Origin of the sequence: Paraburkholderia sp. GAS348, assembly GCF_050434205.1 — a bacterium.
Lineage (GTDB): Bacteria > Pseudomonadota > Gammaproteobacteria > Burkholderiales > Burkholderiaceae > Paraburkholderia.
On the sequence record NZ_JBNPVT010000003.1, the window covers coordinates 262,968 to 274,454 of the forward strand.

Consider the following 11,487-nt stretch of genomic DNA (forward strand, 5'->3'; position numbering starts at 1 on the left):
CATATAAAATATTGTCGCTTTATATGGATGGTCCGCAAGATTAAAGCAGTGTTGTCAACCGGCAAGATGTCGCTGCGACGCCGTGTGGCGGCATTTTGCATCATGCCGCCCACTGATTTTAAAATCGCAATATAAACAATCGTAGCTTCTTGTAAGGCATGTACAATCGTTGCGCCGTACCCATTTAGTAATGGTCACCCTGAAGCTGTATGCATTCGTGGCGTTAATCGGCATCCTGCGGTTTCAGATCGCCGTAACGCCAGATCGAACAATTTCTCGAGGAGAGCGTAAATGAAGGCAGCGACGATTGGAGCAGCGTTGATGGTAGCGGCTTTCGCCGCGGCGCAACCGGCGTGGGCGCAAGATGCAATGGCCAGTGCCGCGCAAGGCATCGTCAGTTCGGTGCAGCCGGTGCATGTGAAGGCGCAGATCGTCGGTATCGATCCGGGCAGCCGCACGCTCACGCTCAAAGGGCCGGGCGGCAATGCGGTGGTCGTGCTGGTGAGCCAGCAGGTGGCCAGCTTCGATCAACTCAAGGTCGGCGATCGGGTGGACGTGCTGTACAAGAATGCGTTGCTGGTGAAGGCCGACAAGGTCACCGGCGCAGACAAGGGCATTCGTGAACGCGTCGATACGCAGGTGTATGCCCCGGCTTCGGGTGGCTTTGAATCCGCGCGTCAGGTCGAAGTGCTCGCCACCGTGCAGAAGATCGATCACAAGAAGCGCCTCGTCACGCTGCGCGGCGCGTATCAGACGCAAACGCTCGAAGTCGGACCGGACGTGGATCTGAAGGGCGTCAAGGTCGGCGATACGATCCACGCGGTATTCGTTTCGGCAGCGGCCGTGCAGGTGACACCGCAATAATTGGCGCAGTCCATGCCGCGCCGGTATGAGGCACGCGTTCAGGCAGCCCGTGTTTCAGCAGTCCGTGCTTGAGCAATCCGCGTTTAAGCCACATCAAGCAGCTGCGCAACACGGCATGCCTGGCGCCTCGGAGCTGGCATGGCTGATCAGCAGACGCCTCGATCCGGTGGACGGCGGCACCCACAAAACAAAGGCCAGGCCCCTGCCGTTACCGGCGGGGCTTTTGGGTCTCGCGAAGTCCCGCCGCTAGCGGCGTACCAAAGCACGCACCGCTCTCGCCGCCATCGGATGCCCCATGTCCGCCGCAACGAAATGAGCCACTTTGCGCTCGGCGAGGTTGACCGTCACGTAGTCGTTCGGCGCTTTCGTGTTGAGGCCGTCGGACGCCGAGTGATACTCGATACGTAACTGCGCGGCGGTGACGACTATGCGCAGATAGCCGTAGTTGGTGTCATCGTAGTTTTCCAGCACGACCTGATCGGCGGTGGCCGACGCTGCCTGCATGATTTGCGGCGCGCGGATGGCGGGTGCTCCCTGTGCGGCGAGCTTGATCAAACCGTGTCCGCCGTTGCCGCAGACGAGGTAGGGAATCTGCGTGCCGTCCGCATTTCGCGTGCGCGTGAAGCGCTGATAGTTATGGGCATGGCCGGAAAGAAACGCATGCGGCCAGACGTCGTTGGCTTCGCAGACTTTGTCGATCTGCGCCAGCATATCGACGCTCGATCCGTGTCCGCCCGCGCTGTACGGCGGATGATGATCCGCGATCAGCAGTGCGCCGGTGAACTTCTCGGCTTTGACGCGCTTGAGCGCGGCGTCGAGAAAGTCGAGCTGAGTACTCCCGATCTTCGGGTCTGAAATCACACCGGGATCTTCGAGCGTATTGCTGTAAATCACCAGTATGCGCACGAACGGCGCATCGAACGTGAAGAACACGCCCGGCTGGATTTGCGCGGTGCGCGACAATCCGCCCGCTTCGGGCGTCACGGCGAAGGTCTCCGCGCAAAAATTTCGCAGGAACGCGGCGAGACTCGCGGCGTGCGCTTCCGGCGAAACCATTCCGTCGTGATTGCCGGCGCAGGCGAGGATCGGCGCCGGATAGTCTCGATACGGTTCGTAAAACTGATCGTAATAGTACTGGCCCTCGCCAAAGCTATAGACGACATCGCCGAGCAACAACGCGAACTGAGGCACTTCGGCGGCGTTGGCTTCGTTGAAGTCGGCGGTCAATTTGTCGGCCACTTCGTTTTGGGTCGCCGGGCCTTTCGTATTGCCGCAATCGCCTAGCGCGTGAAATACCAGTTGTCCGGCGGCTGTGAGTCTGTCGATGGCGGTTGCGTTGCCGCCCATGACATCGGCCAGGGTGAACTGGGGCTCCGCGCCGCCCCTCGGCGCGGGAAACGGCAACGGAAACAGTTTGTGCTCCGCATTGAGCTTGTCGATTTCCTGATAGGCCGCATCGTCCGATGGATGGGGCACACGAAACACTGTGGGGTCCGCGGTCGGCTGAGGTTGTGCGAACACGGGCTTGTCCAGCATCCGCGGACTGAGCGCTGTCGGGGTGGCAGTCCCGGCAGGCTGGTTTGAGCCGCTGGCGAGCGCAGTGGCCCTTTTGCCGGATGCGGCGGCCTTGCTGGCCGGCTTTCGTTTGTCTTCTGCTTTCGCCGTGCTTTCTTTCGTCTTGGCTTTGGATTTCGACTCGCGTTTTGTCGACATGAGCGCCTCTTGAAGGAAGAGTAAGCGGGGTGACAGGTAAGCGGCTTTCGCCGTTGCGTTCATCGAACCGTACGACATGAGTATTTCGGAAAAGTGTCGCGGTGGTGTCAAACCTGGTTCGCTGTCGCGTTTGACCCTTCGCGCGGCCGGGGAGGGGCCCAGCCTGTGGCAATTTATGTCGACCTATGTCACGGCCCGTTCGAAACGTTCGCAAACCCTTGTCCAGCGGACCTCTGTCGCGGTGAAACAGGGTGACATATCTTCGCTGCTGATTAATGGAAGGCGTCCCTCTATAGTCCGTTTGTCGCCACGCCGCAGTGCGCAGAAGTGGCCCGAAATCAAGAAGGACATATCGTGAAGAACTGTTCGTTCGTCGTCCCAGCCACCGCCACCGCCACCGCCACCGCCGCCTCCGCCTCCGCCGCTTCAGCTGCCTCCATGACGCCCTCCGCGTCCGTGCGCCGCGCGCTGCGCAAGCTCGCGCTTACCGCAACCGTCACCGTACTCTCGCTCGGCAGCGCTTCAGCTTTCGCCTGGTCGCAGCACGGCACCGCGTACACCTCCCGTGGCACCTACAACGGCGCGCGTTACGGCTCGTGTGGCGGCGGCAGTTGTTCGCATGCTGGCGGCGTGGCCGGCCCCTACGGTGGCGTGGCGACCAACACCGGCACGGTGACCCGCAATGCCCCCGGGCAGTTCTCGAATTCAGGCACGGCGACGGGACGCTACGGCAACCAGGTCCAGCACGCCGGCGACACCAATTGCGCGGGTGGCACCTGCTCGCATACCGGCACCCTCACCGGACCGGACGGCAAAACCGCCACCACCTCAGGCGATGTGACCAAAACCGCGCCTGGCCAGTATTCGTCGTCCGGGTCGATCACGGGCTCGAACGGCAACACGGTCAACCATTCTGCATCGACCAGCTGTGCGGGGGCTTCGTGTTCACGTTCGGGCACGGTGACGGGGTCTGACGGTGGCACCGTCAATCACTCCGGTACGGCCACGCGTGTTGCACCAGGTGTCGTGACGACGTCGACGAGCACGACGGGGACACACGGCAACACGGTGACGACAAGCGGAACGGTTACGACCACCGGCGTCGTCACGACGGGCGGCACGACGGTCGTGGTTGCACCGAAGCCGGTTGTCGTCGTACCGCCGCCGGTTGCGTATGTGCCGCCGCCTCCGGTTGTTGTCGCACCGCCGCCGGCGGTGTACGTTCCGCCGCCTCCAGTTGTCTACGTTCCGCCGCCACCCCCGCCGCCTGCTGTGTATGTCGCACCGCGCGTTGTCTATGTGGCGCCTGCGCCGCGCCCAGTGGTGTGGGTGCCGGGGCACTGGGTGGGCAATGTCTGGGTGCCGGCGCACTGGTCATGAGTGAAAACACGCAAGTGAGAGCCGGCGACGAGGCCGGGCACATTGGTCGGCCTCGTCGCCGGCAGGGACGTGCGCAGGCGGTCCGGTCACGTTTCAACGCGATCCGCACGCGGACGTGCTGCAAGGTAGTTGCGTTGGCAACGATGATCGTTGCTGCAGGTGTGGCGATTGCAGTGGGTGAGGGCGTCACAAACACTGAAACGCATGCCGTGCGCCGAGCGATCGAACCCCAGCAGGACTGTTCGGCGAAATACGCGGCGTTGCTCGACCTCGCCGAATTGGCGAGACGTGATGGCAAATCGTCCGAGGTCGTGGTGCGGGGGCTGAGCGACCGCGGCGGCGCAATGAGCGGATGTTTGCCGGCCGGCAGAAACGCCCAGGCGGGGTAGACGCGCGATTGGCCGGAGTGGCCATTCGCGCTTGTCAAACGACCCGAGCCGCAGCAAGCGTTCCGTTTATTCGGTTTCAGCCAGCACCAGCGGGAACCGGATTTCGAACGTGGTCCCCACGCCTTCGCGTGACACGAAATCGATCTGACCGTTCAACACGTGGCAAAGCTCCTTGACGATCGCGAGACCGAGGCCCGTGCCGGGAATACCTTCGCCCGCAGCGCGTTCGAATTCGTCGAACACCCGGTCCGCATCCGAAGGCGCAATGCCCACGCCAGTATCCGATACGCGAATCAGCCAGTGGTCCGCGCCGGCCGTTGCGAAGGCAAGTTCGATCTCGCCGGACTTCGTGTACTTTGTCGCGTTGGAGAGCAGATTGACGGCAATCTGCTTAAGTTTGAGACGATTGGACGTAACCACGGATAGCGCCGGATCGAACGCTGCACGCAACTTCAGTCCTTTGGCCTCGATTGCCGGACGCGAGGAGTCAACGAGTTCATCGTAAAGCTCACGCAGCTCGACCCGGTCGCGGGCGAGCGGAGCGTCGTCGCCGAGCACGACCGAGTACTCGACCATCTGGTCGACGAGTTGTTTCATGTCCGAGGCCTGCCGGTTGGCCAGCGTCAACGCCATATCGGCCTTTGAAGGCGCTCGTCCGATCAATTGCAACGCAATCGAAAACGCGTTCAGAAAATTGCGCAGATCGTGGACCACGCTGCGGGTGATCTGCATGCGTGACTCGTAAAGATCGCCGACCAGCCGCTGCTTGAGCGTCAACTCGTGATTGGCGCGCTCGAGCCTGCCGGTGTACTCATCGATCTTGCGGTCCCGTTCGCTGACCGCCTCCTTGATCGACGTGAACGTCACCATGCTGAGTGTTTCGGCGATCAGGCGCCGCGCCCGGCCTTCGTGACGGCGCGTGAACGTGCTGTCCTGGCCAGCGAATTCTTCCAGCGCGTCGGCGAGCAGCTGATGAAACAGGTCGAGCTCGCGCACGAGTTCCTCGATCCGGTAGCCCTGGCGCCAGCGGACCATGCCGTGTTTTCTCGCATTACGTTCGATGGCCGGCTCGACGCGTTCGAGATCTTCGACGTCGAGCGCAAGGCACAGTCCTTCGAGAATGTCCGGCAGGTGATCGGCGAGCTGCTGATAGGTGAGCTTGTCCGCTTCGACGAGGTCGACATCGCCGAACACCGCTTTCATCCATTGCGCGGTCAGGCGCGTCCGTTGCTCGCGAACGAAATCGGCAAATTTGCGCAGCGGGCTAACGTGTGTTTCGGTCATATTGGGTGCATCGGGGTGAAGTTGCTGCCCCATTATCGCCGCAATTGCTGATCGTGGAACACGTATCGCGTAACCCGCGAGCAAGAATCCTCGCAAGTGTGGGAGGCGTTGACGCAAGCGTGGCGGTAGGAGGGTGAGCCGTTGACTCTTGATGCGGCACGTCGCCTGAACGTGCCATTCGAGTTTCACTACAACGTTGCCGACGTAGGCCACTCGTGTTCTTTTGGCAACACGTCATTTTATTTTTGACGTGCTATTTATTTTCGAACCCATATCATCGCACTGTTCGTTTCCGGCAGCGCTCGCAAGACGCGCCTGCGTAACCTGATTGAAAACCATACTGTAGTCAGTACGCGCCATTCGTAAGTCATTGGAATGCACTACACGCAATAATCAGCAAGCGATATCGAATGTTTCCGCAATTCGCGTAGCACCAGCGTGCGAATGCGTTGCCCGTCCATTGGTAGAACTTGTTGGCGCTCAACACGCTCGCCAGTAAGTATCGAACACACACAACTGATTACACCATCACCGCTAAATCACGGAGCCAACAGGTATGAAAAAATCTTTACTCGTGGTCGCGCTTTCCGGCGCCTTTGCTATGTCGGCGCATGCGCAAAGCAGCGTGACTCTCTATGGTCTTATCGATGCGGGATTGATCTACACGAACAATCAAGGCGGCCATAGCAACTGGCAGGAAGTGACCAGCTCGACGCAAAACACGGTCTTCGGCCTCAAAGGCACGGAGGATCTCGGTGGCGGCTTGCATGCGGTCTTCAAACTGGAGCAGGGATTCCTGCTGAATAACGGCGCGCAGGCCTTCTCCGGCGACGGTTTCGGCTCTCAGGCGTGGGTCGGTTTGCAGAGCGATCCCTACGGCACCTTGACGTTCGGCCGCCAGTTTGACGTGATGAACGACCTCGTCGGACCGCTCACGGCAGGGACCAACACGTGGGGCGGCAACATGGCTGCGCATCCGTTCGAAAACGACAACCTTGCTGCGGACTCGGTCGTTGTCAACAATATGGTCAAGTACGCCAGCCCGACATATCGTGGCGTTACGTTCGAAACGATGTACGCCTTCAGCAACAAGGCAGGCAGCTTCGCGAACAACCGCTCGTACGGCTTCGGCGTTTCCTATACGGAAGGGCCTGTCAATCTTGCCGCCGGATACCTGCAGTTCAACAACGCAGGCGGCGCAGGGAGTGCCGTTACCACGGGTGACACCAGCGCGAACTTCCTTGCACAACGCCAGCGCATCTGGTCGCTTGGCGGTAACTACACGTTCGGGCCGGCTACCGTTGGCCTGGTCTGGAGCCATACGCAACTGGACAACGCGTCGGGTGTCTTTTCGTTCGGAACCGGCACTTACCTCGGTGCAAACGACCCTTCCGCCGGAAGCCTGACTGGCTCGCTGCGCCTCGACAACTACGAAGCGAACGTAAAGTACGCGCTCACGCCTGCGTTGAGCGTATCGGGCGCGTATACGTACACGCATGGCGCCTATAACGGCTCGTCGCCGGGATGGAATACGGGGATGCTTCAGGCCGATTATTCGCTCAGCAAGCGCACCGACTTCTATCTTGAAGGCGTCTATCAGAACGTGCACGGCGCACCTGCGGACTCCGTGCTCTCGCATGCCATGATCAACACGCTCTCGCCTTCGTCGTCGAACACGCAAGTGGCGGTCACGGTGGGGATGCGTCACGCATTCTGATCGGACTCGCGATACGCGACCCGTAACGACGGATGCCCGCATTCTGGTGGGCATCCGTCGGCACCGTACCCGCCTAACCACCCGTCTTCAGGAAATCGACAAATACGCGCAGCGGTGCGGGCAAATGACGACGGCCGGGATAGTAAAGAAACGGCCCCGAAAAGCGCTGCCACCACGGCTCCAGGATCGGCTCCAGGGCGCCGCTGTCGAGATGCAGGCGCAGCATGTCCTCGAAAAGGTGAATCACCCCCACGCCTGCGACAGCGGCACTGACTGCAAGGTCGATTGCTGCGCCAGGCCTGACGAGGAGCGGTCCCGACGGATTCAACTGGACCACCTCGCCGTCGCGCTCGAAATACCAGGTCGGCGTAGCGCCGCCGGCAAATTGACCACGCAAGCACGCATGAGAGAGCAGGTCGCGCGGATGCTCGGGTCTGCCGTGCGTGTCGAGATACTCCGGCGCCGCGGCCGTAGCGAAACGCTGCACGCGCGGACCGACTTCAGCTTTTCGATCAGACGCAGTCCCGCTTCGGTCGGGGCCACGCTGCGCGTGGTTCGGTTGAGCAAGCGCAACCCGAGCTTCGACTCGAGGCGACGCACGGCAATGCTTAGGCTGGAGGCGGAGACACCGCTGATGCGCGCGGCGTCGCGAAAGCCCCCGGCGCGAGCGACCGAAACGAATGCGGCAAGATCGTTGAATTCCATGGTCGTTGTTCAAAATGTTCAACAACCCGTCCAATTTTGGCTGGATTATCGAACAACGCAATCCGCGCCATACTGCCGCTCAACACCTCACATCAAGGAGCGCGCTATGTCGAACTTCACCTCCGTGGACACATTTTTGCTGGCTGGCCACCCCGTGCAACGCATGGGCTATGGCGCCATGCAACTGGCCGGACCCGGCGTATTCGGGCCACCGAAAGATCGTGACGTCGCCATCGCCGTGCTGCGCGAAGCGGTGGCGTCGGGCGTCAATCACATCGATACGAGCGACTTCTACGGGCCTCACATCACCAACCAGCTGATTCGCGAAGCACTGCATCCTTATCCGGACGACCTCGTGATCGTCACCAAGGTTGGCGCGGTCCGCGGTAACGACGGTTCGTGGCTGCCGGCACTCGAGCCGGAAGACATCGCGCGCGGCGTTCATGACAATCTTCGCAATCTCGGTGTCGACGCGCTCGACGTCGTCAATATGCGAATCATGGGCAGCGTGCATGCACCTGCCGAAGGATCGATTGAAAAGCAGGTCGCCGCGCTCGCCGAACTTCAACAGCAAGGGCTGGTTCGCCATATCGGTTTGAGCAACGTGACCGCGGCCCAGGTCGCCGAGGCGCAAGGCATCGCGGAAATTGTCTGCGTCCAGAATCACTACAACCTGGTTCATCGGGAAGACGATGCGCTGGTCGATGAATTGGCGGGGAAGGGGATCGCTTATGTACCGTTCTTCCCGCTTGGCGGATTCACGCCGATCCAGTCATCAGCGCTGTCCACGGTCGCGCAAACGATCGGCGCGACGCCGATGCAGGTGGCGCTCGCCTGGCTGCTGCATCGCGCGCCTAACATTCTGCTGATTCCGGGCACTTCTTCGCTAGGGCATCTGTGTGAAAACCTGCAGGCAGCACGCCTGAGCCTGAGCGACGAGGTGCGCGCGGAACTGGATGCGATCGGCGCAGGGAATGGGGAAGCGTGATCGCGCACGCGGCAACGCACGTATTTTTTCAACCGTTCATTGCGTTGATGTCGACCTAGGTCCCGGAATGCATTCACGTGCGGGGCGTAGTCGTTCAATAGCGTTGAAGGGAGGCTCGGTTTGGGCCGGTCCGGCTCCCTCTGGAGCGGCGCCAAGCTGACGAGACCGTATGCTTCGCTGAAATTTGGCTGTAAGTCGCCGTTGTTAGAGTCGTCGTCAGAATTTTGCCGCCAGATGCCAGACAGTGTTCTTCGGACACAAAGAAAGGGGAGAGCGACAAACCATGAAAATGAATCGTGCGTTCTGGCTCATTCTGACGCTGCTGTTCACGAACCCGGTCTGGGCGTTTCAGTCCAGGGTCGTCACCATTCCCAGCGCGGCCATGCATAAGTCGTTCGAGGCGACTGTGGTGCTGCCCGACCAGTACACGCACGGCAAAGCGGCCGATCGCTTCCCCGTCGTCTACTTGCTGCATGGTTCAGGCGGCGATTACACCGACTGGACCGCGAATTCGCATATTGCCAAACTCGCCGACCGTTATCACGTGATCCTCGTCATGCCTGACGGCGGTCACGAGAGCTGGTATATCGACAGCCCTGTCGATCCGCGCAGCCGTTACGAAACCTATGTCGGTACAGAAGTCGTCGGGTATGTCGACACGCATTTCCGCACGATTGCGACGCGCCAGGCGCGCGCGATTACGGGCTTGAGCATGGGCGGGTTCGGGGCGTTGCATATCGCGCTGGACCGGCCGGACGAATTCGGCGCTGCGGGAAGTATTAGCGGAGCGGTCGATCCGCGCGGGTGTGAGGACGAGCCCGGGATCGATCAGGTGTTTGGGGATCCGGCTCGTCACGCCGACTTCTGGAACAACGAGGCGATTGTTGAGAACGCTCGTAGTTTGGGCAATGCGCATATTGCGCTGACGATCGATTGCGGGGTGAATGATTCGCTTGTTCAGTCGAACCGGATGCTGCATGCGCGGCTTGTCGAGTTGGGCGTGCCGCATGATTATGCGGAGCGGCCTGGCGGGCATACGTGGACGTATTGGGCGAATGCAGTGCAATACCAGGTGCTATTTTTTGCCAGTTCGTTCAAGCGGAGTGGGGGAATGGCGCAGACGTGAAGGGATTGATACGCCAATGGCATCACGCGACGGCGGAATGCGCGTCTAGAAACTGGCAGACAGTGCGATGCAACGCACTTCGGCTATCACATCGGCGGGTAAAGGCGGCGTGAGCGCCGCCGCATAGCGCTCGCAAATTGCATCCTCCCCCTCGCTTGCCTAACTTCCATTGCGCGGCGTCTTGACCGGCAATCCAATTACGCGGCCCGCAAACCTGGCTGGCGGCAACACAGCATGCGCTTGCGCGAGCGCCCGAACGCGCGCCTCGACATCAGGGTCGAAGGCAACAGCGCGCGGGCCGCCGGTATCGACGTGCAGCAGCATCTGTTCGCCTGCGGCCACCGGTGCGACTCCATCATCGGCAAACATCTCGAGGTAAAGATGCAGCCGCTTCGCGTCATGCCCAAGCACGCGCATATCGACGCGAACCTGCACGCCTTCCTTGATTTCATGCAGGTAGTTGATATGCGCTTCGAGCGTATAGATCGAGCGGCCGCGTTCTTTGCGCACCGGATCAGGCAGCCCGATTACATCAATCAGCGCGTCAGTCGCGAAGCTAAAAATCAGCATGTAGAACGCGTCGCGCAAGTGGCCGTTGTAATCGACCCATTCAGCGCGTACGGAATCGCGATAGCAGGGTAGCGTTGCGTGGTCCGGCATATGCATGGTCTCCGTCATAAGTATGGGCTGCATCGGCCGCTTCGGGAACGCATTGGGCCCATGCAGCGGTGCGCTTGCCCGTACACTGCGGCATCACTCCGCGGGAAGCAGGCCATGCCGCGCCTTGGCTTCCCCGATCGCCGCCAGCGCACTCGTAATGCAAATGTGATTGTGCCGATTCTAGCAACAGTGAATTCGTTTCTTAGGCGTTTACCCTATATTAATTGACTCCTAGACTGCTTCCACTGGCTGCAAACAAACGGGTTTGCAGCACGGCAAAAAACAAACTCTGGAGGTAGTCGTCATGAAATCCCTGATCGAAGCTGTTGTTATCGCCGCTCTCATCACCGCGCCGCTCGCTGCGTTTGCCCAATCCAGCCAGCCGGTGACCCGCGCCCAGGTGCGCGCTGAGCTGGTCCAACTGGAAAAGGCCGGCTACAACCCGTCAACAGCGAATGTGGACGACTACCCGGAAAACCTTCAGGCCGCCGAAGCACGCGTTGCGGCACAAAACGGCACCGCTCAAGCCAGCGGTTACGGAACGGCTACCAACGGTTCGTCGCAAGCAGGCGGCCACACCGAAACGACGTCGAGCTCCTATTCAGTTCCGGTCGCCAGCTTCGGTCATTAATAGGCGGCGGTGTGAGCGATAGTCTCGCAC

Annotated in this window: 11 protein-coding genes and 1 pseudogene; 8 read left to right on the forward strand and 4 right to left on the reverse strand. The window is 60.7% G+C overall.

The features are described 5' to 3' along the window. Positions 1 to 291: 291 nt before the first annotated feature. A complete protein-coding gene (locus P3T22_RS06655; RefSeq protein WP_429324567.1) occupies positions 292 to 864 on the forward strand; it encodes a hypothetical protein in 573 nt (190 codons plus the stop codon). A gap of 246 nt (positions 865 to 1,110) precedes the next feature. On the opposite strand, the gene P3T22_RS06660 is transcribed toward P3T22_RS06655, so the two are convergent. Then, the gene (locus P3T22_RS06660; protein WP_429324568.1) at positions 1,111 to 2,385 is read right to left on the reverse strand and encodes a metallophosphoesterase family protein; all 1,275 of its coding nucleotides are present in this window, start codon (positions 2,383 to 2,385) and stop codon (positions 1,111 to 1,113) included. Between the two features lie 4 nt (positions 2,386 to 2,389). Between P3T22_RS06660 and P3T22_RS06665 the strand changes: the two genes are divergently transcribed. The 3 genes from P3T22_RS06665 to P3T22_RS06675 all read left to right on the forward strand — a co-directional run bounded on the left by P3T22_RS06665 (position 2,390) and on the right by P3T22_RS06675 (position 4,346). After that, positions 2,390 to 2,590 (forward strand): hypothetical protein, encoded by a 201-nt coding sequence (locus P3T22_RS06665; RefSeq protein WP_236721006.1) that lies wholly within the window; start codon positions 2,390 to 2,392, stop codon positions 2,588 to 2,590. A gap of 341 nt (positions 2,591 to 2,931) precedes the next feature. Continuing rightward, positions 2,932 to 3,957: a hypothetical protein gene (locus P3T22_RS06670; protein WP_429324569.1), complete on the forward strand. Its 1,026-nt coding sequence runs from the start codon at positions 2,932 to 2,934 to the stop codon at positions 3,955 to 3,957. A 134-nt stretch (positions 3,958 to 4,091) separates the two neighbouring features. Beyond that, on the forward strand, positions 4,092 to 4,346 hold the full coding sequence (locus tag P3T22_RS06675) for a hypothetical protein (protein ID WP_429324570.1): 255 nt from the start codon (positions 4,092 to 4,094) through the stop codon (positions 4,344 to 4,346). A gap of 66 nt (positions 4,347 to 4,412) precedes the next feature. Here the strand turns inward: P3T22_RS06675 and P3T22_RS06680 are convergent, their stop codons facing one another. Further along, on the reverse strand, positions 4,413 to 5,630 hold the full coding sequence (locus P3T22_RS06680) for a sensor histidine kinase (RefSeq protein WP_063500827.1): 1,218 nt from the start codon (positions 5,628 to 5,630) through the stop codon (positions 4,413 to 4,415). A gap of 556 nt (positions 5,631 to 6,186) precedes the next feature. Here P3T22_RS06680 and P3T22_RS06685 point away from each other — a divergent pair. Next, positions 6,187 to 7,347: a porin gene (locus tag P3T22_RS06685; RefSeq protein ID WP_063499860.1), complete on the forward strand. Its 1,161-nt coding sequence runs from the start codon at positions 6,187 to 6,189 to the stop codon at positions 7,345 to 7,347. A gap of 73 nt (positions 7,348 to 7,420) precedes the next feature. Here P3T22_RS06685 and P3T22_RS06690 read toward each other — a convergent pair. Next, positions 7,421 to 8,052, reverse strand: a pseudogene (locus P3T22_RS06690) (LysR family transcriptional regulator). 106 nt (positions 8,053 to 8,158) lie between these two features. On the opposite strand from P3T22_RS06690, the gene P3T22_RS06695 reads away from it, so the two are divergent. Both P3T22_RS06695 and P3T22_RS06700 read left to right on the forward strand, forming a co-directional pair. Beyond that, complete coding sequence (locus P3T22_RS06695; RefSeq protein WP_063499859.1) at positions 8,159 to 9,040, forward strand: aldo/keto reductase family oxidoreductase; 882 nt, start codon at positions 8,159 to 8,161, stop codon at positions 9,038 to 9,040. Positions 9,041 to 9,323: 283 nt separating this feature from the next. Then, positions 9,324 to 10,166 carry an alpha/beta hydrolase gene (locus tag P3T22_RS06700; protein ID WP_429324571.1) on the forward strand — a complete coding sequence of 281 codons (843 nt, stop codon included), beginning with the start codon at positions 9,324 to 9,326 and terminating at the stop codon, positions 10,164 to 10,166. A 159-nt stretch (positions 10,167 to 10,325) separates the two neighbouring features. Here P3T22_RS06700 and P3T22_RS06705 read toward each other — a convergent pair whose 3' ends face one another. Then, positions 10,326 to 10,826, reverse strand: coding sequence for a thioesterase family protein (locus tag P3T22_RS06705; RefSeq protein ID WP_429324694.1), 501 nt, complete (start codon positions 10,824 to 10,826; stop codon positions 10,326 to 10,328). 304 nt (positions 10,827 to 11,130) lie between these two features. Here P3T22_RS06705 and P3T22_RS06710 point away from each other — a divergent pair, with 304 nt between their 5' ends. Further along, a complete protein-coding gene (locus P3T22_RS06710) occupies positions 11,131 to 11,457 on the forward strand; it encodes a DUF4148 domain-containing protein (protein WP_429324695.1) in 327 nt (108 codons plus the stop codon). Positions 11,458 to 11,487: the final 30 nt, after the last annotated feature.

Excerpts from the sequence above, each read along its gene's own strand:
- P3T22_RS06695 (WP_063499859.1), top strand. The coding sequence starts at position 8,159 with ATGTCGAACTTCACCTCCGTGGACACATTTTTGCTGGCTGGCCACCCC.
- P3T22_RS06680 (WP_063500827.1), bottom strand. The coding sequence starts at position 5,630 with ATGACCGAAACACACGTTAGCCCGCTGCGCAAATTTGCCGATTTCGTT.
- P3T22_RS06710 (WP_429324695.1), top strand. The coding sequence starts at position 11,131 with ATGAAATCCCTGATCGAAGCTGTTGTTATCGCCGCTCTCATCACCGCG.
- P3T22_RS06685 (WP_063499860.1), top strand. The coding sequence starts at position 6,187 with ATGAAAAAATCTTTACTCGTGGTCGCGCTTTCCGGCGCCTTTGCTATG.
- P3T22_RS06705 (WP_429324694.1), bottom strand. The coding sequence starts at position 10,826 with ATGCCGGACCACGCAACGCTACCCTGCTATCGCGATTCCGTACGCGCT.
- P3T22_RS06700 (WP_429324571.1), top strand. The coding sequence starts at position 9,324 with ATGAAAATGAATCGTGCGTTCTGGCTCATTCTGACGCTGCTGTTCACG.
- P3T22_RS06655 (WP_429324567.1), top strand. The coding sequence starts at position 292 with ATGAAGGCAGCGACGATTGGAGCAGCGTTGATGGTAGCGGCTTTCGCC.